This is a genomic window from Streptomyces sp. NPDC021212, assembly GCF_044332925.1.
In the GTDB taxonomy this organism is placed as follows: Bacteria; Actinomycetota; Actinomycetes; order Streptomycetales; family Streptomycetaceae; genus Streptomyces.
The window spans coordinates 23717-41864 of the sequence record NZ_JBIRPZ010000021.1 but is presented as its reverse complement, the minus strand read 5'-3'; the positions used below and the strand labels follow the sequence as shown (position 1 = coordinate 41864).

General features: G+C 71.5%; 13 protein-coding genes. 5 read left to right on the top strand and 8 right to left on the bottom strand.

The genetic code is table 11. The features are described 5' to 3' along the window. Nucleotides 1-118: 118 nt before the first annotated feature. The 3 genes from ACH4SI_RS38230 to ACH4SI_RS38220 are packed head-to-tail and all read right to left on the bottom strand — an operon-like array spanning nucleotide 119 to nucleotide 2726. On the bottom strand, nucleotides 119-1069 hold the full coding sequence (locus ACH4SI_RS38230) for an ABC transporter substrate-binding protein (RefSeq protein WP_398304266.1): 951 nt from the start codon (nucleotides 1067-1069) through the stop codon (nucleotides 119-121). Further along, nucleotides 1066-1602: a GNAT family N-acetyltransferase gene (locus ACH4SI_RS38225; RefSeq protein ID WP_398304263.1), complete on the bottom strand. Its 537-nt coding sequence runs from the start codon at nucleotides 1600-1602 to the stop codon at nucleotides 1066-1068. Before ACH4SI_RS38225 ends, ACH4SI_RS38230 begins: the two co-directional genes overlap by 4 nt. Continuing rightward, complete coding sequence (locus ACH4SI_RS38220) at nucleotides 1599-2726, bottom strand: LLM class flavin-dependent oxidoreductase (RefSeq protein WP_398304260.1); 1128 nt, start codon at nucleotides 2724-2726, stop codon at nucleotides 1599-1601. The genes ACH4SI_RS38225 and ACH4SI_RS38220 overlap by 4 nt, the downstream gene beginning before the upstream one ends. A 616-nt stretch (nucleotides 2727-3342) precedes the next feature. Between ACH4SI_RS38220 and ACH4SI_RS38215 the strand changes: the two genes are divergently transcribed. Continuing rightward, the gene (locus tag ACH4SI_RS38215; RefSeq protein ID WP_398304256.1) at nucleotides 3343-4332 is read left to right on the top strand and encodes an amino acid ABC transporter permease; all 990 of its coding nucleotides are present in this window, start codon (nucleotides 3343-3345) and stop codon (nucleotides 4330-4332) included. 30 nt (nucleotides 4333-4362) lie between these two features. Here ACH4SI_RS38215 and ACH4SI_RS38210 read toward each other — a convergent pair whose 3' ends face one another. From ACH4SI_RS38210 to ACH4SI_RS38200, 3 genes are all read right to left on the bottom strand, one after another. Continuing rightward, a complete protein-coding gene (locus ACH4SI_RS38210; protein WP_398304253.1) occupies nucleotides 4363-5256 on the bottom strand; it encodes a glutathione S-transferase C-terminal domain-containing protein in 894 nt (297 codons plus the stop codon). A gap of 358 nt (nucleotides 5257-5614) precedes the next feature. Further along, entirely contained in the window at nucleotides 5615-6073 is a 459-nt protein-coding gene (locus tag ACH4SI_RS38205) for an RrF2 family transcriptional regulator (RefSeq protein ID WP_398304250.1), read from the bottom strand. A gap of 33 nt (nucleotides 6074-6106) precedes the next feature. Further along, nucleotides 6107-7318, bottom strand: coding sequence for an acyl-CoA dehydrogenase family protein (locus ACH4SI_RS38200; protein WP_398304247.1), 1212 nt, complete (start codon nucleotides 7316-7318; stop codon nucleotides 6107-6109). Between the two features lie 185 nt (nucleotides 7319-7503). Between ACH4SI_RS38200 and ACH4SI_RS38195 the strand changes: the two genes are divergently transcribed. Further along, the gene (locus ACH4SI_RS38195) at nucleotides 7504-7977 is read left to right on the top strand and encodes a hypothetical protein (protein WP_398304244.1); all 474 of its coding nucleotides are present in this window, start codon (nucleotides 7504-7506) and stop codon (nucleotides 7975-7977) included. Here the strand turns inward: ACH4SI_RS38195 and ACH4SI_RS38190 are convergent. After that, nucleotides 7950-9446 carry an MFS transporter gene (locus tag ACH4SI_RS38190; RefSeq protein WP_398304241.1) on the bottom strand — a complete coding sequence of 499 codons (1497 nt, stop codon included), beginning with the start codon at nucleotides 9444-9446 and terminating at the stop codon, nucleotides 7950-7952. The two genes, ACH4SI_RS38195 and ACH4SI_RS38190, sit on opposite strands and share 28 nt — an antisense overlap. Before the next feature lie 84 nt (nucleotides 9447-9530). Further along, nucleotides 9531-10109, bottom strand: a complete 579-nt coding sequence (locus ACH4SI_RS38185) for a class I SAM-dependent methyltransferase (protein WP_398304238.1) — start codon at nucleotides 10107-10109, stop codon at nucleotides 9531-9533. A 115-nt stretch (nucleotides 10110-10224) separates the two neighbouring features. Between ACH4SI_RS38185 and ACH4SI_RS38180 the strand changes: the two genes are divergently transcribed. From ACH4SI_RS38180 to ACH4SI_RS38170, 3 genes are all read left to right on the top strand, one after another. Next, nucleotides 10225-11406 carry a serine hydrolase domain-containing protein gene (locus ACH4SI_RS38180; protein WP_398304235.1) on the top strand — a complete coding sequence of 394 codons (1182 nt, stop codon included), beginning with the start codon at nucleotides 10225-10227 and terminating at the stop codon, nucleotides 11404-11406. Between the two features lie 538 nt (nucleotides 11407-11944). Beyond that, nucleotides 11945-14758: a beta-L-arabinofuranosidase domain-containing protein gene (locus ACH4SI_RS38175; protein ID WP_398304232.1), complete on the top strand. Its 2814-nt coding sequence runs from the start codon at nucleotides 11945-11947 to the stop codon at nucleotides 14756-14758. 157 nt (nucleotides 14759-14915) lie between these two features. Further along, nucleotides 14916-18134 carry an NACHT domain-containing protein gene (locus ACH4SI_RS38170; RefSeq protein WP_398304228.1) on the top strand — a complete coding sequence of 1073 codons (3219 nt, stop codon included), beginning with the start codon at nucleotides 14916-14918 and terminating at the stop codon, nucleotides 18132-18134. Nucleotides 18135-18148: the final 14 nt, after the last annotated feature.

Sequence of the window (18148 nt, the reverse complement as noted above, 5' to 3'; positions counted from 1 at the left end):
CCTCAACGCCGAGGCCCCGCCCCTGACCGGCTTCTTCTGAGCCGCCCCGGCTGTCCAGAGAACGCCACGGGGGCCGGCCGCGGTATCTCCGCGGCCGGTCCCCGCTCTCCTGTCGCTCCTAAGTGTGTTCCGGCGGGTTGATCCGCGAGGTCTTGATGGCGGAGGCGCCGGTGCCCCACTTGTCGAGGATGCGGGCATAGACCCCGTCCTTGATCAGCTCATTGACGGCGGCCTGGAAGGCGCGGGTGAGCCGTGAGCCCTTCTTGAAGGCGAAGCCCACGTCGAGCCGGTGGTACTCGCCCAGGAAGGTGGTCTGCGCGGCCTTCTGCGCCGCCTGGTGGCGCAGGCCGTTGATGGTGGACATCTCCACGTCGATGCGGCCCTGCTGGAGTGCGGTGAGGAGGGCGCCGTTCTCCGAGAACACCTTCACCTCGTACGGCTCCTTGCCCGCCTTCGTGCACACCTTCTTCCGCGCTGCGAGGGTCGCCTCGAAGGTGGTGCCCGCCCCGGTGCCGATGGTCAGGCCGCACAGCCGGGTGAGGTCGGTGACCTTGCCGCCGAGCGCGGTGTTGCCCTTCTTCACCGCGAAGCCCTGGCCGTCGTTGATGTAGGTGGCGAAGTCGATGGTCTTCAGCCGCTCGGCGGTGACGCCGAAGTTGCCGGTCCCGACGTCGTACTTGCCGCTGCCGAGGGCGGGCAGGATCGTCTCGAACGCGGCGTCCTGGCGCTGGAGCTTGACGCCGAGGACCTTGGCCACCGCGTTCGCGAGATCGATGTCCTGGCCCACGGGCTTCCCGCCCGTCCCTTGCGGGTAGTACGCGCCCGGCGGTCCCCCCACCGAACTGCCGATCCGCAGCGTGCCCGTCTTCCTGACATCGGCGGGCAGCAGGGCGGCGACGGAGTCGGCCTTGTGCACCTCGGCGACCGGGTTCTGGGTCGGTGCGGGGGACGCGGCGCCCGCCTCCGAGGTTCCGCCGGCGCCACCGGAGCCGCAGCCTGCCAGCATCGACACGAGAACGGTTGCGGCGGCGACCGGACGGAGGCGCAGTCTCGTGCGGGTGTGGTTCACGGGGCGATGGCCTTTCGGATACGGGCACCACTGTGGGTGATGAGGTGTTTCTCGAACGGGAGCGGGCCGATGGTCTCCGGGTCGGCCTCGGTGTCGAACAGCGGTGTGTAGCCGGTGGCCAGGTACAGCCCGCGCGCCTCGGGCTGGCGCGGTCCGGTGGTCAGGTAGAGGCGCCGGTAGCCGCAAGACCCTGCCTCGCGCTCCAGTTCGGCCACGACCCGGCGGGCGAGGCCGCGTCGGCGGTGGGCGGAGTGGGTCCAGATCCTCTTCAGCTCGGCCGTGGTCGCGTCGTACCGGCGGAAGGCGCCGCCCGCGACCGGCTCCCCGTGTTCCAGCAACAGGAGCAGCACGCCGCCGTGTGCGGGGGTGAACTCCTCGTCGGGGTACCGGGCGAGTTCGGCGTGGGCGTCCTTGCCGTAACGGGTGGAGTACTCGTTGCCCAGTTCACGCAACAACGGCGCCACGCGCGGGTCGCCGACCTCGACGATGACGACGGTCAGCCCGGTGGACGGCCCCTGCGTGGCTGCGGTCATGCGCGCACCGCCGCGAGGGCCTGTGGGCCGCGGGCCGCGCGCTCGGCATCGCGCTTGGCGACCTCCTCGCGGACGATGGGGATCACGTGCCGCCCGAAGTCGATCGCGTCGCCGAGCAGGTCGTAGCCCCGGGCCGAGAGGATGTCGACGCCCAGGTCGTAGTAGTCCAGCAGCGCCTGGGCCACCGTCTCGGGGGTGCCGACCAGGGCGTTGGAGTTGCCCGCGCCACCGGTGGCGGCGGCCGTCGGGGTCCACAGCGCGCGGTCGTAGCGCTCGCCCTGCTCCGCGATGGCGATCAACCGCTGGGAACCGGTGTTCTCGGGGGCACCGTTGCGGTGGTGCCGTACGAGCCCCTGCTCACGCCGCGCGCGGATCGCGCCGACCGTGCGGTGGGCCTTCTCCCAGGCCAGTTCCTCGGTCGGAGCGATGATCGGCCGGAAGGCCGCCTGAATGCGCGGGACATCGGTGCGGCCCGCCGCCCGCGCGGCCGCTTTCACCGCCTCGATCTGTTCCGCGGTCTTCTCCAGGGGCTCGCCCCACAGGCAGTAGATGTCGGCCTCCGCTCCCCCGGCCGCGTAGGCCGCCGGGGAGGAGCCGCCGAAGGAGACCCGGGGCCGGGGCTGTTGTACGGGGCGTACATCGCTGACGAAGTCGTGGAAGCGGTAGTACTCCCCCTCGTGGTCGAACGGCTCGCGCTCCGTCCAGATCTTCTTCACGATCCGGATGTACTCACGGGTGCGCTCATAGCGCTGGTCCTTGGTGAGGGTGTCGCCCTCCCGGCCCTGCTCGTGGTCGTTGCCGCCGGTGATGAAGTGCACCGTCAGGCGGCCCTCGCTGATCTGGTCGAGGGTGGCGAAGGTCTTGGCGGCGTACGTGGGGTACGAGACGTTGGGCCGGTGGGCGAGCAGGATCTGGAGGCGCTCCAGCCTGCTCGCGATGTACGCGGCGGCCGGGGCGGGGTCAGGCGATCCGGAGCCGTAGGCGAAGAGCACCCGGTCCCAGCCGTGGTCCTCGTGCGCCCGGGCGAGCCGGAGCGTGTACTCCTTGTCGAAGGCCGCGCCGGAGCGCGGGGTGGTCTCGGAGCCGTCATGGGTGGCGGCGATGCCGAGGAATTCCACGGGCATGCGAAGGGCCTTTCGGAATAGGGCGGAGGAGTCCCACGGGCGGGGCGGGGTGCCGCTGGCCCAGCCGGCATTTGACGGTGGATCAGCGTGGTGCGAAGCGCGGGTGGCACAGGCGTGATGAGGCCGGAGGGGTGCGAAGGCAGCGCGTGTCCGGGTTCGCAGGACCGTTCGTACCCGGGCGGCGCCCGTGTGCTGCGGTCGTACGAGGGGAGAGCTCGGCCCGCGACGGGGTCACCGAGGGAGGGAAGGGCCGGTCAGACAGCCCGCTGCCGAGTCAGGCGCAACACATCGCGGACCACACACGACCGAAGTCGATGTGGTCGCGGGAGACCAAGCGCAGCTGGGCAGTCATGGAACTAATTGAGCAGGACGAACGGCGTCGCGTCAACCAGTGCTCGGATGACGGACCGGCGCTGGCTGACCCCCTGCCGCATTGACAGTGGCACGCAGTCGGCACATACCATCACCCCCTGGACCGGCTCCGCCCTCGCGCGGCAGCCTCTCCGGCCGCGTTGAGGGACGCGGCGAGCGTGATGAACCGCCCCGCCCCGGCCGCACCGTGCCACCGGGGTGCTCACACCCACGCCCGCGATCCTTCCCCCGGAGAAGCCTGAAGATGGCCCCTTCCGATGTCACCGCCCCTGACGCCGTGTCCGTATCCGTATCCGCGCGCAAGCGGCCGGAAGGCGCGGCCCCGGACCCCGGCGATTCCGGCGATCTGCCGCCGATCGTGCCGCGTCGGCACCTCGGCCGTTGGTTCGCCGCGGCCGTCGCGCTGATGGTGTTCGCCATGGTGGTGAACTCCGTCGTCCGCAATCCCGCCTTCCAATGGGACGTGGTGGGGAGCTACTTCACCACCAGCGCCGTGCTGGGCGGGCTGCTGCTGACCCTGTGGCTGACCGCGGTGGTCATGGTGCTCGGCTTTCTGCTCGGCACCCTGGTGGCCGTGATGCGACTGTCCGCCAACCCGGTGCTGGCTACGCTGAGTTGGGGCTATGTGTGGATCTTCCGCTCCACACCGCTGCTGGTCCAGCTGCTGTTCTGGTTCAATATCGGCGCCCTCTACCCGACGCTCGGTGTCGGGGTCCCCTTCGGTCCCGAGTTCATCACCGTCAAGACCGTCAACCTGTTCGGGCCCGCCCTCACCGCGGTCATCGGCCTGACCCTGCACGAGGCCGCGTACGCCGCCGAGGTGGTACGCGCTGGCATCCTCTCCGTGGACTCCGGCCAGACCCAGGCGGCCCAGGCGCTCGGCCTGGGGCGGTGGCGCACGCTGCGCCGGATCGTCGTGCCCCAGGCGATGCGCTCCATCGTGCCGACGGCCGGGAACATGTTGATCGGCACCCTGAAGGGCACCAGCATCGTCAGCGTCCTGGCCGTGCACGACCTGCTGTACTCGGTGCAGCTGGTCTACAACCAGACGTACCAGGTCATCCCCCTGCTGATGGTGGCCACCCTCTGGTACATCGCCGTCACCACGGTGCTGAGCGCGGGGCAGTTCTACGTCGAGCGTTACTACGCGCGCGGAGCCGCCCGCACCCTGCCGCCCACTCCTGTGCAGCGCCTGCGCGCACAGCTGGCCGCCCTGCGCGCCCGGCTGCGGTGAGCGGCGCGCGGGGCGGCCCGTGAAGCGGTGTCAGCTGGGCTCGGCGGGGGTCCTGAGCCGTGTGTGCGCCGCCCAGTCCAGGATCTGCACCGCCGCTCCGGCGGCCTCCAGCCCCCGGCAGTGCGTGTGGTGCCGGCGGGCAATGCCGTCGAGATCGAGGTGCGGGCCGAACGCCGGGTGGGCGGCCAGCCGGCGTGCGTACGCCCACACGTGCGGATGTTCCGTGATGCGGTGCACCGCGGCGGCGTCCAGATGCTGCCGATGCACGGTGTCGAGCCACACCAGGGTCACCCACACCTGCACATCGGAGGCGGTCAGTGCGTCACCCAGGACATGGGCCCGGACCGCGAGCCGTCGCTCCAGCGCGTCCAGCGCGCTGAATACCGTACCGAGCGCGGTGTCGCGCGCCGCGTCCTCGATGCCGGGCTGTCCGGCGCGCTGGGCGGCGTCGTCGATGCCGTGTTCGCAGAGGCGGGCGATCGCCTCCATCTCCCGCTCCGCGCCGCACGGGTGGAGCACGGGGCGTGCGGGGCTCGCGCTGCCGAAGTGGCGGTCCAGGTCGCGCAGGATGTCGGGGGTGTGTGTGCTGACGATCCTGCCCGACCAGTCGTCGCTGAGCACCGGTGCCGCGGTCGGCCCGGCGTAGCGGTGCGCGCTGGCCTCGTACATCAGGCTCAGGGCCGAGTGCCCGCCGTCCGGTCCGTCGGGCACGGCGGGCAACAGGGTCACCGGGAGGGTGTCACCGAGGCCGAGCAGGCTGTGGGTGATGGCGATCCGCAGACAATGGCGGCACGACAGCGACAGATGGAGGCGGTAGCGGCGCGGCACGGCGTAGTGTCCACTGCGCGCGTCCCGGCCGATCCTGCCCCGGAACGATGCGACGGACAGCGAGGACGGCGCGGCTTTCCCAGGTGTAACGGACACGTATCTCCCCAGGTCGGGTTGTTCGCTGGTGGTGAGACGTACGGTGAGCGGCCGACGGTGAACGGCCTGCGGTGAGCGTGCGGCGGGGTACGCGCGCAGCGCTGCGTGACGACGGTGTCAGGCGCCCGCGGGGGCCTGCCGGCTCAGGAGAAGAGACTTGCGGCGCTGCAGACGCGCAGCAGGTCGATGTGACGGCGGGAGGTCAGAAGGGGAGTCGGCCGATGCGTGCGGACCGCTCGGTCGGCGGCCGCCTGCCCTGGCCTCATCATTCCCCACCTATCCGCTAGGAATCCCTCACGAGGAGTGTCGAGTGCCTCACGGATTCCGTCAAGAGGTGTCCCACGTCCTGGTTACGGACCTACGGGTTGGTCCACGCCTCGGGGTCCTCGGCGAGGTCCAGGACCCCTTCCGGCAGCTCGGCCGCGGCGACCTCGGCGAGCGTGACCTCACCGAGGATCTTGCGGACGTTGGCCCGCACCGCGATCCACAGCGGCAGCAGGGACTCCGCCGGGCCGCAGTACGACAGCTCGGGCGGGCGTACGCCGCGGACGGACACCAGGGGCCCGTCGACCACGCGGATCACATCGGCGATCGTGATCTCGTCGGCGGGACGGGCCAGCCGGTAGCCGCCCTTCCCACCACGCTGGCTGGCGACCAGCCCACCCCGGCGCAGATCGCCCAGGATCCCTTCGAGGAACTTGTGCGGAACGCCCTGCGACGCCGCGATCGCCTCGGCCTTGAGAGAGATACCGTCCGCCGCCGCCGCCAGCTCCAGAGCCGCCCGCACCGCATAGTCCGCCTTCGCAGAGATCCGCATGCGGTGATTATCCGCCACCGGGAGCCGCGGCGATCAAAAGGGCAGGGCGAACGGAGGGTGCTCGCCGTGGAGGAAGTAGTCCCCCACCTCCTGGAGCCGGGGGGCGACCGGGACGCAGAGGGTGTGGGTGCGCACATTGCGCCAGAACCGGTCGAAACCGTACGCCGATGCGGCGGAGCGGGCGCCGAGGACGTCCAGCGCGCGGGCCGTGACGTCCTGCGCGGCCCCGGCGGCAGCCGCCTCGGCCGCCGCCGCCAGCATGGTGATCTCGGCGCACTCGTCGTCGGTGAGGTCCTCGCCGCGTGCCAGCCCGCAGTCCAGCGCTTCCAGCGCCTGGTCGGCGAGCGCGGACGCGGAGAACGTGGCGACGGTCAGCTCGCCGTAGGTCGTCAGCACGTACGGATTACGCGGCGAGCCGTACGACGGCCCGTCCAGCTGCCAGGGCACGTCCGCGGCCCTGGTGTACTCGCGGGCTTCGGCGAGCACTCCCTGGGCGATCCCGAGACAGATCTGGGCGGAGACCAGCCGCCCGGTCGGCGCGGACAGCCCGGCGAACGGCGACAGGGTGCTGTCGTCCGAGGAGAGCGGGCCGAGAACCGCGTCGCTCTCGATCGCCACGGCGTCGAACTCCACGCTCCCGCCGGCCGCCAGCCGCTGGCCGAAGGTGTCCCCGCCGTCACCCCCGGACACCACGCCGGGCCGCCCGGCGTCGACGAGGACGGCCAGCGGCTCCCCCGTCTCGGAGTGGTCGGCGCGCACGGCGAGCCGGTCGGCGACCAGCACGCCGGTGGCGTAACCCTGGCGTCCGTTCAGCACATAGCCGCCCGGCGCCGGGGTGAGCGTCAGACGCGGTTCCACGGGGGCCAGCCCGCCGCCCCAGCACCACTGACCGGCCGCGGACTCCCGCTCGACGCGAGCGGCGAGGCCCGGGCCGCCGAAGAACCGCGCGCTGGACGACAGCAGGTAATGACAGCCGAGCACTTGACCGATCGCCCCGTCGGCCGCGGCGATCGTCCGGATGACGGCATGAGCCGTCGGCCAGTCCGCCCCGCCGCCCCCGCTTTCGACGGGTATCAGCAACGACAGGAGTCCCGCCTCCCGAAGCCGTGAGACCTCGTCGAAGGGTGTCTTCCCGGCCTGGTCACGGACCACCGCGTCGGTGGCCAGGTCGTCCGCCGCCTCGTGGGCGACCTGCAGCCAACGCGCGCGGTCGCGTGTTTCCGTTACCGCATCCACCACCGTCACGCCTGCTCCTCTTCCTTCGGCAAGAGCCGCTTCGTCCGGCACGTACTGCCTGCCATGATTCCCTATTAACCCAGTAGGAAAAATAGGGAATCAAGCCGCAGACGTCCACCCGCTACCGTCTGTCCGTGAACGTGTCGGCCGGTCCGGCGCATGCCGGAGAGGCTCCGGCCCGGAGGTGGCAGGTGATGGCGGACAGCGGCGGCAACAGGTCACAGTTCGAGGCGGCCACGGGTGACGAAGCGCCCCTCGACGCCGACCCCCGGGAGCGGGCGGCGGCGGTGCGGGCGGCGTTCGACGGCCTGCGGGAGATCCGTCGGCTGATGAACACCGACCGGGACGACCCTCTTGTCGCACCCGCCCCCTGGGAGCGGCACCAGCCGGTACGGGCCGTGGCCCTTGCCCTGGAGGCGGCGGCCATCCCACCCTCGGCCGTCGGCGCCGACGGCCACCGGCTGGCGACGGGTTACCGCTGCGGCGAGGCCGAGCGGCCGGGGGTGGTCCGGGTCGAGTGGCTGGGCCCCCCGGGAAGTGGCGCCGCGTACGCGGCGGGAGAGGAACTGGGCCGCTGCGCCCGCGTGCTGCGCGAACTGGGCTGGGAGGCCCTGGAGTACCGCGGCCGCGGCCGCCACCGCTATCTGGAGGTCGAACCCCTTCCCTGACGCCGGGCGGGTGCCCCGCATCCCGCGGCGACGCACGCGGCGGCGAGGAGGATGCCGAAACCGACCGTCAGGGCGGTGGTGTAGCCGTGCACGGATGCCGCGGTCGGCGTGGCGTCGCGTGCCGACGCCAGGTGGGACGCCGTGGCGCCGGCCGCGATGGTGTTGAGCAGTGCGGTGCCGAGTGCGGCTCCCAGTTGCTGGGACGCGTTGTACGCGGCCGACGCGGCTCCGACGTCGTTCCGCGGCATGTCCGCGGTGGCCAGGCTCGCCGTCGGAGGCATGACGCAGCCGAGACCGAGCCCGGTGAACACCAGGGCGGGCACCAGGTGGAGCGGCAGGATGTCCGTGCTCTGCGGTGTCAGGCGGGTCAGGACGAACATCCCGGCGGCCGCGGCGAGCAGACCGGGCAGGATCAACGCCACGGGCGCGACGCGTCCGTGCAGCCTCCCGGCGATGAGTGTGGACCCGAGCAGGGCGGCCAAGGCGTTGATGATGAGCGTCAGGCCCGCCCGGACCGGCGAATAGCCCAGGACGGTCTGGGTGTAGTAGCTCATGAACAGGTAGAAGCCGAACATCGCGACGAACATCAACGTGATCGAGAGGAACGCACCGGCCCGGGCCCGGTGCAGAAGCACCCGCATCGGCAGCAGCGGGCGGGGCGCCCGGACCTCGACGGCCGCGAACGCGGCCAGCAGCAGGACACCCCCGGCGAGCAGCGCCAGCACCTTCGGCGCGCCCCAGCCGAGCGGTTCGGCCTCGTTGAAGGCGTACACCACGGCGGCGAACCCGGTGGCGCTGAGCAGTGCGCCCGCGACGTCGAGCCGTCCGCCGCCGCGGACCGGGCGGTCCGGTGGCACGAAGGCCGTGCCGAGTACGGCGATGAGGACGACGGGGATGTTGAGGTACAGGCACGAGCGCCAGCCGGCGTACTCCGTCAGCAGTCCCCCGGCAACCAGGCCGAGGGCCGACCCGGCGGCACCGACCGCGGCGAACACACCGAACGCCCGGCCGCGTTCGCGCGGCTCCGTGAATGTCATGGTCAGCAACGACAACCCGGCGGGCGCAAGGAGGGCGGCGAACACACCCTGGAGGGCCCGGGCCCAGAAGAACATCCCGGGATCCACGGCGGCCCCGCCCAGCGCGGACGCCGCGGCGAAGCCGACCAGACCGATGACGAACCCCCGCCGGTGGCCCAGCGCGCCGCTGATCCGGCCCCCGATCAGCAGCAGCCCACCGAAGCCCAGGGCATACGCGGTGATCGCCCATTGCCGGTTCGCATCGGACATCCCGAGCGCGCTTTGCGCGGAGGGCAGCGCGATGTTCACGATCGTCCCGTCCAGCACGACGAGCAGCTGGGCCGCGCTCACCGCCAGCAGCGTCCACCACCACCACCGCCGCGCGGGGGCGGGTCGCTGCATGGTGTCGGCGGCGGACTCCGCCTGGGGCGGTTCGATGTCTTGGGGATCCATGAATTCAAGTGTTTCGTTGAAGTGATCCCGGAGACTTTTCCTCGCGCCTGGGGCGATGGTTCAGGGTGAGTGGGCGGACAACCCTCAAGCCGCCGGTTGAACCCGGCCACGCAGGATCAGCACGGCCAGCCCCTCCGCGTCGAGCCGCTCCACCCGCTCCCATCCGGCGCTCAGCACGTCGATCTCGGTCTCGTCCAGCGCGATGTCCCGCCGCTTCTCCGGGGTCGTCGCGGCGAGCGGTGTGATCACCACGATCGCGCCGCCTTCCCTCAACCGACGGCCGAGGTCGTCCATGGTCCGGGTGCGGTGACGGAGGAAGGGATAGACCAGCCGGAGCGTGATCAGGTCGTAGCCGTCGCGGCCCAATACGGCGAGGTCGTCCCGCTCGACGTCCAGGCGCAGCCACCGCACCCCCGCCGGGTGATCGGAACCGGCCCGGTCGAGGGCGCTGCCGGCCCAGTCGACGGCGTCGACGATGTAGCCCACCGACGCCAGATGCGCGGCCAGTTCACCGAGGCCACAGCCCACATCGAGGGCACGGCCGCCGCCGGCGGGGGCGGGCACATGGGCGGACAGCAGTGCGCGTTCGGTGTCCCTCAGGGGCCGGAACATCTTTCCGTCGGCGTAGTGGGCGTCCCATTCGTCCTGCCGTGTGTGTCCCAACGGCCTGCTCCTCGGGGGTGGTGGTCAGCGGCTGCCGGAGGACCTCCCCGGGTTTCGGCTGATCCAACCGGTCGGTATGTTGCAATCTGCCGAACAGACCTGTTGGGAGTGCCCCATGACGCAGCAGTCCGTGCCGCCCGCACCGCGCATCGAAGGCCACTGCGACCCACGGTTCACCGCCGTACGCGCCGCGTTCGAAGCCAACTTCGCCGAGCGCGAGGAACTGGGCGCGGCGGTGACCGTTCATGTGGGCGGGCGGACCGTGGTGGATCTGTGGGGCGGCTGGGCGGATGCCGGGCGCCAACGGGCGTGGGAGCGGGACACCGTGGTGAACGTCTGGTCCACCACCAAGGGGGTGACGGCGCTGTGCGCCCACGTCCTCGCGGACCGGGGGCTGCTGGACTTCGACGCGCCGGTGGCCTCGTACTGGCCGGAGTTCGCGGTGGCGGGCAAGGACGACCTGCCGGTGCGCCATCTGCTGTCCCACCGGGCGGGCCTGGCAGGGCTGCGGGAAAAGCACACCGTGGCCGATCTGTACGACTGGGAGAAGACCTGCGCGCGACTGGCCGCCACGGAGCCGTGGTGGGAGCCCGGAACCCGGTCCGGGTACCACGCCATGACCTACGGCCACTTGGTCGGCGAGGTGATCCGGCGCATCACCGGTGTCCTTCCCGGCGAGTTTCTGCGCCAGGAGATCACCGGGCCGCTGGGGATCGATTTCGGCATCGGTCTGCCGGAGAAGGAGGCCGGGCGGGCGGCGGAGCTGGTCCATCCGCCCGCCGCCGCGTCCAGCCAACAGGCTGCGGCGTGCGCCCAATTGGAGCCCGTCGCCATCGCCGCGCTGGCCAATCCGCTCGTCGGGGCCGCCGAGGCCAATACTCCGCAGTGGCGGGCCGCACAGATCCCGGCGGCCAACGGCCACGGGACGGCCCGTGCGATCGCCACCCTCTACGGCATCTACGCCCGCCATGGCCTGGCCGGGGACCACCGCGTACTCTCGCCCGAGGCCGTCGAGCGCGCCCGCGAGGGGCAGGGGGCGTGCCGTGACCTGATCCTGGCGCATGGCTTCACCCATGACACCGAAGCCGGCCTCGGTGTGTGGCTGAGCGGCACCAACGGCTCGTACGGCCCCAACCCCCGCGCCTTCGGTCACGACGGCTTCGGCGGCTCCTGCGGCCACGCCGACCCGGAAGCCGAGGTCAGCCTCGGCTATGTGATGAACCGCATGGGTCCGCACATCGCCGACGATCCCCGGAAGAAGGCCCTGATCGACGCGGTGTACACGGCGCTGCGTTGAGGTCGGCCTGAAAAACTGTCATCGGCGGTGATGTGGCTCCGTCTCCTATGCGTCCTCTGTTATTCCTGTTCAGGACAACAAGCACCGCCTCAGCCGCAGAGGACTGTTCCCCCTCGGCGGCGGCCTCGTGGCGGCCGGGCCGCTCGGCGGCGGGGCCGCCGCGTTCGTCGGGGGTGGCGCGCGCGCACCGCCGACCGGGCTGACCCACCGGGGCGAGCACGTGACGTTCACGGGGCGGGGATACCTCCGGGTGCGCCGGCAGGTGCTGCCCGGCCGGCCCCCGGCGCTCTCGTCATGCCGACGTGGACCGGTCTGCGCGGCAAGCTCTTCCACGTGGCCTCGGACGGCGGGCGGCGCCTGCCCACGACCGTACGACAGCGCTCCCGGGTCACTCCCCCGCCTCGCTGAGGCTCACGCACACTCTTGTCCCAGCTATTGACGTGTTCTGACCGGCGTTCTACTTTCTGGTCGCCTTTCCGAACGACGTTTGACATATCGAACACTCGCCTGCCCGCCGCCCCCAGAAACGAGGCAATCCATGGCACCCGCACCCGCCAGACGAGCCGTCCTCCGCGCCGCAGCCCTCGTCGCGGCGGCCCCGGCGCTGACCTCACTCGCCACCGGCCGGGCAACTGCCGCTTCAGACGCCGCATCCGGGGCCCCGGCCGCCTGGACACTTCAGCCGTTCCGCCCCGAGGACGTGGCGCTCCGGAAAAGCGACTTCACCGCCAAGCGCCAACTGATGCTGGACTACGGCCGCGGCTACGACGTCGACCGGCTGCTCCAGGTCTTCCGGGCCAACGCGGGCCTCTCCACCCGTGGCGCCGTCGCGCCGGGCGGCTGGGAGGGACTGGACGGCGAGGCCAACGGAAACCTTCGCGGGCACTTCACCGGACACTTCCTCACCATGCTCTCCCAGGCCCACACCGGCACAGGCGAGAAGGTGTACGCGGACAAGATCCGCCATATGGTCGGGGCGCTGGACGAGGTCCGCGAGGCGCTGCGGCGCGATCCGGCGGTGCTCAGCGTGCCGGGCAGGTTCGGCACCGCCGCGGAGAACGTCCGGGGGTCCTACCAGTACGTCGACCTGCCGGACACCGTGCTCGGCGGCGCCCCCGCGGTCACCCTGGCGGCCTGGGTGAAGCCCACGCACACCGCCGGCTGGGCCCGGATCCTCGACTTCGGCGACGACACCACCCGCTATCTCTATCTGACCGCCCGCAATGGACAAGGCAATCCCCGCTTCGCCATCACCACCTCGGGGGCCGGCGGCGAGCAGAGCCTGGACGGCACGGCGCCACTGCCCCCGGACGCCTGGAGCCATGTGGCGGTGACGATCGCGGACGGCACCGGAATCCTCTACATCAACGGCGCCGCGGTCGCGAGGAACACCGCGATGACCCTCACCCCGGCCGCCCTGGGCACCCTGCGCGACCATTGGCTCGGCCGGTCCCACTACTCCGCCGACCCGGTGTTCGCGGGGGCCTTCGACGAGGTCCACCTCTGGTCGCGGGCCCTGACCGCGGCCCAGATCGCCGAGCTTCAGGACCACCCGGCCGCCGAGTCGTCCGCGGGGTCCGGAAACCTGGCCGCGTACACCTTCGAGGAGACCACCGGCGGCACGTTCGCCGACTCCTCGGGCCACGGCCGGCACGCCACCCTGCGCCGGACTTGGGGAGGGCCGAGCCACCCCGGGTTCCTCGCGGCGTACCCGGAGACGCAGTTCATCGCCCTGGAGTCGATGACGAGCGGCGACTACACCGTGGTGTGGGCGCCGTACTACACCGCGCACAAGATCCTGCGCGGGCTGCTCGACGCCCATCTCAGCACGGGCGACGCGCGCGCCCTGGACCTCGCGACGGGCATGTGCGACTGGATGCACTCCCGGCTGTCGAAGCTGCCCAGGAGCACCCTGCAGCGGATGTGGGGCATCTTCTCCAGCGGCGAGTTCGGCGGCATCGTCGAGGCGATCTGCGATCTGTACGCGATCAGCGGCAAGGCCCAGCACCTCGCGCTGGCCCGGCTGTTCGACCTCGACAGGCTCATCGACGCCTGCGCCGTCGGCAACGACATCCTGGAGGGACTGCACGCCAACCAGCACATCCCGATCTTCACCGGTCTGGTCCGGCTGTACGACGAGACGAAGGAGGAGCGCTACCTCACCGCGGCGAAGAACTTCTGGGACATGGTCGTCCCTACCCGGATGTACGGGATCGGCGGCACCAGCAATCGGGAGTTCTGGGGCGCGCGCGGTGCCATCGCCAAGACGCTCAGCGACACCACGGCCGAGTCCTGCTGCGCCTACAACATGCTCAAGCTGAGCAGGATGCTGTTCTTCCACGAGCAGGACCCGACGTACATGGACTACTACGAGCGCGCCCTGTACAACCAGGTCCTCGGCTCCAAGCAGGACAAGGCCGACGCGGAGAAGCCGCTGGTCACGTACTTCATCGGCCTGGTGCCGGGGCATGTGCGCGACTACACCCCCAAGGCGGGCACGACCTGCTGCGAGGGCACCGGCATGGAGAGCGCGACCAAGTACCAGGACTCCGTGTACTTCAAGAAGTCCGACGGCACCGCCCTGTACGTCAACCTGTACAGTCCGTCCACGCTCACCTGGGCCGAGAAGGGCGTCACCGTCACCCAGTCCACCGGCTATCCGAGGGAGCAGGGTTCGACGCTCACCGTCCGGGGCCGCACCGCCGCCTTCTCCTTACGCCTGCGCGTGCCCGCGTGGACGACGGACGGCTTCCGGGTGACGGTCAACGGCACAGTGGTGAAGGGGACCTGGTCCCCCGGCAGTTACGCCTCGGTGTCCCGCACCTGGCACGACGGGGACACCGTCCGGGTCGACATCCCGTTCCGGCTGCGGGTGGAGAAGGCGCTCGACGACCCAGCCGTCCAGACCTTGTTCTACGGTCCGGTCAATCTGGTGGCGCGCGACGCGCGCACGTCCTTCCTGACGTTCGGCCTCTACCGCAACGCCGCCCTCTCCGGCGACCTGTTGCCCACGCTCACCCCCGTACCGGGCAAGCCGCTCCATTACACTCTCGACGGCGTCGAGTTCGCCCCGTTCTCCGAAGGCACCGAGGAACCGACCCACGCCTACTTCCGCCGCTCCGAGCCGACCGTGGTCTTCGGCACCACCGACTCCGGCATCGCCAACCCCGCCCGGGACGACGGCACCACCCTCCTCGACGCGATCTGGGCCGCCGCTCCCTACCGGAACAAGGGCGCGCTGGTCAAGTACGTGAAGTCCACCGTGGACTCCTGGGTGACCGCGGGGCTGCTGAGCGCGGCGGATGGCCGCGGCGTGGTGGCCGCGGCGAAGAGGGCCGACTACGTATCCTGAGCGGACGCCGGCGAACAGGGGTGCGACGGCGTCTGGCGCGAGCCCGGCGCCCGCGCGCCCTGCCTCAAGGCGGCTGTCCGCGGCTATGGTGAGCGGGGTCCGAGGGGTACGGGCCCGGCGGGGGAAGCGCGTCGGCGCTGGTGAGGGAGGGGCTGCTGTGGACGGCGGCACGGTGGGCCTGAAGATCGCATCGGCAGTGGTCGTGCCGGTGGTCAAACGACTGCTGGTGCCGCCGGCGAGCGCACCGGCGGCCGAGTTCGGGGAGCGTCCGATCCCGATCCGCCGACTGGTGTCCTTCGCCAAGGAGCACCGCACCCTGACCGAGGACGATCTGCACAAGCTCGCCCGGGAGCTGGTCCGCCGCGCCGTGCGGGCCGCGGGTCCGCACGATCCGCCGATCGGCGCCGACGAGCACGACTCCGTCGGGCAGGCGCTGACCCGCACCCTGCACGCGCTCGGCGATCTCGACATGGACGACGTCCACGCCTTCGCGCTCGGCCCCGAGCGGCTGGCCGCAGAGCTGTCCAGGAGCGCGGGCCCCGACACCCGCAGGCTCCTCAGCGACGACGCCGCCCGCTTCCACGACCGGCTCCTGGAGACGGCGTGCGTGCATCTCATGCGCTTCTTCAGCCAGCGGCCCGGTTTCGCGGCCCGTGCCCAGATCGAGCAGAGCCGCGAAATCCGGGAGCAGAGCGAGAAATTGGACAGGATCCTGCGGCAGCTGCCCGACATCAGCCGCCAGGACGCGGAGTTCGAGGAGGAGTACGCGCACTACGTCGTCGAGTGCCACGGCAGGCTCACCATCTACGGCGTCGATCTGCGCGAACCGGACGGCCAGGACTGGCCGCTGGAGACCGCCTATCTGAGCCTGGAGGCCAGGCCGTACCGCGACGGGACCGATCCGGTTCCGGTGGTGAACGGTGAGACGGGCGCCGACCGGGATGCGGAGGCCGAGCGCGCCGCGGGCCCGGCCGAGGCGGTCTTCGCCCGCCATGAGCGGGTGCTGCTGCGCGGGGTCGCCGGCACCGGGAAGACGACCCTGGTGCAGTGGCTGGCCCTCGCCGCGGCGCAGCAGGATCAGGTGCCCGGCGGGCTGTCGCAGCTGTTCGGGCGCGTCCCCTTCGTCCTGCCCCTGCGCACGCTGGCGCGCCGGGGCGCCGAGCTGCCCATGCCCGAGGACTTCCTGCGCTGGATCGGCTGCCCGCTGGTGGGCACGGAACCGGACGGCTGGGCGGCGCGGGTGCTGCAGCACGGGCGCGGCGTGCTCCTGATCGACGGGGCCGACGAGATCCCGAAGGAAGACCGGACCCGCACTCGAGCCTGGCTCAAGAAACTGCTCGCCGTCTTCCCCGGCAATCTGTGGCTTCTCACCTCCCGGCCCGCGGCACTGGAGCGGGGCTGGCTGGCGCGCGAGGGCTTCCAGGAGTTCGCGCTCGCCGCGATGCGGCCCGCCGACATGAAGCAGTTCATCCGGCGCTGGCACGCGGCGGCCGGGGCGTCGGAGGAGCTGGGCGATTCGCTGACGCTGTCGCTGCGCAGGAGCCCCGAGTTGAGCCGCCTGGCGACCAATCCGCTGATGTGCGGCCTGATCTGCGCTTTGCACCGGGAGCGCCGCGGCTTCCTGCCCCAGGGCCGCGCCTCCCTGTACGAGGCGGCGTTGTCGATGCTCCTGGAGCGGCGCGATCTGGAGCGCGAGGTGTACGGCCGCAGCCGCCCGGTACTCGACCAGCGGTCGGCGACGGAACCTCTGCAGAAGCTGGCGTACTGGCTGATCCGCAACGAGCGGACGCAGCTGGACCGTTCGGACGCGGTGGACGTGGTGCGGCGGCTGCAGCCCTCCGTACCCCGGCTGGCGGAAGTCGGGACGGCGGAGGATGCTTTGCAGCATCTGCTGGAGCGTTCCGGTCTGTTGCGGGAACCCGCGACAGGTGCAGTGAACTTCATTCACCGGACTTTTCAGGATTTCCTGGGCGCCCGGGCCGTACTGGAAGAGCGCGACATGGGCATGCTGGTGAACAACGCGCACTTGGACCAGTGGGAGGACGTGGTGCAAATGGCCGTCGCACAGGCCCGTCACCAGGAGCGCGCCGATCTGCTGACCCGCCTTCGCGAGCGGGGCGACCGGGAGCAGGACGCGGCGGTGCGGGCGCGCCTGCGGCTCCTCGCGCTCGCCTCCCTCGAACAGGCCACCCGCCTGGAGCCGACGGTGCGCGAGGCGATCGAGGACCGGGCCGCGCGGCTGCTCCCGCCGCGCAGCCTGCGGGAGGCCAGGTCGCTGGCGCAGACGGGTCCGCTGCTGCTCGGTCTGCTGCCCGCCGCGAAGGACTTGGAGGGCGACGAGGAGCTGGCCACCGTCCACGCCATTTGCCAGATCGGCGGCGACGCCGCCATCCCCAGGCTCCGGGAGTTCCTGCGCACCGGCCAGCCCGCGGTGCGCGCGCAACTCCTCGCCCACTGGGACCGTTTCGACACGACGACGTACGCCGAGGAAATCGTGCGCCCGCTCCTCGAATCCGCCCCCGAGGAGATCGTCACGGTGCGCTCGCACGCCGAGCTGGACGCGCTGAGCACCATGTCCGGCTATCAACGCGTGGGCCTGCACGGCGACTTCGGACCGGAGGAGATCCGCACCGCGCTCGACCCGCGGCGGCTGCGCGAGCTGCGGCTGCGCAACACCCTCCAGCTGGAGGATCTCGGCCTGCTCACCGCCTACCCCGAGCTGGAGACGCTCGCCCTCCAGGGGTGCCGGAACGTCAAGGACCCGGCGCCGCTGACCCGGCTGCCGCGGCTGCGGAAGCTGGAGCTGCGGGACCTCCCCCAGTTCGAGACGCTGCTGAGGCTGTCGGACTGCCCCCGGCTGGAGGGCCTTCTCGTCGGGCCGGAGGTTCCCTGGCGCGGCCTGTCCGACCTTCCGCGCGCCGCCGAGCTGCGGCTGCTGGCGCTGCCGTCGTCGGCGGCCCAGCTGGCGGGCATCGTGGCGTGCCGGGGGCTCGAGGAGCTGCGGCTGCAGGACGCGAGCGAGCGGCTGACGCCCGACGAGTGGGGCTCCCTCGTCGCCGAGTTGCCGAATCTGCGCAAGCTGACGCTCTCCCCGCAGCAGCTGAGCATGCTGCTGTTCGCCCCTCGTACCGAGATTCCCCAGGTCACCCACCTGGATGTGTGGGCCAGGGCGGGTGCCGCGGTTCCGCTGCGGCGGATCGCCCGGCGCCTGCCGGGGCTCGAGGAGATCCATCTGTCGCAGGTCACCGAGGTCGATCTCGGCTCCCTCGCCGGACTGCGCCGGCTGCGCCGGGTACGGCTCGTCTACCCCGGCGAGATCCGCGGGGCGGACGCGCTTCCGGACAGTGTCGAACTGGATGTCTATCCGCACCCCTGACATCCAGTCCCCTC

What these genes read in the sequence shown, in the direction of transcription:
- ACH4SI_RS38225 (WP_398304263.1), bottom strand. Translation starts at nt 1,602, where the DNA reads ATGACCGCAGCCACGCAGGGGCCGTCCACCGGGCTGACCGTCGTCATC.
- ACH4SI_RS38220 (WP_398304260.1), bottom strand. Translation starts at nt 2,726, where the DNA reads ATGCCCGTGGAATTCCTCGGCATCGCCGCCACCCATGACGGCTCCGAG.
- ACH4SI_RS38215 (WP_398304256.1), top strand. Translation starts at nt 3,343, where the DNA reads ATGGCCCCTTCCGATGTCACCGCCCCTGACGCCGTGTCCGTATCCGTA.
- ACH4SI_RS38205 (WP_398304250.1), bottom strand. Translation starts at nt 6,073, where the DNA reads ATGCGGATCTCTGCGAAGGCGGACTATGCGGTGCGGGCGGCTCTGGAG.
- ACH4SI_RS38195 (WP_398304244.1), top strand. Translation starts at nt 7,504, where the DNA reads ATGGCGGACAGCGGCGGCAACAGGTCACAGTTCGAGGCGGCCACGGGT.
- ACH4SI_RS38190 (WP_398304241.1), bottom strand. Translation starts at nt 9,446, where the DNA reads ATGGATCCCCAAGACATCGAACCGCCCCAGGCGGAGTCCGCCGCCGAC.
- ACH4SI_RS38180 (WP_398304235.1), top strand. Translation starts at nt 10,225, where the DNA reads ATGACGCAGCAGTCCGTGCCGCCCGCACCGCGCATCGAAGGCCACTGC.
- ACH4SI_RS38175 (WP_398304232.1), top strand. Translation starts at nt 11,945, where the DNA reads ATGGCACCCGCACCCGCCAGACGAGCCGTCCTCCGCGCCGCAGCCCTC.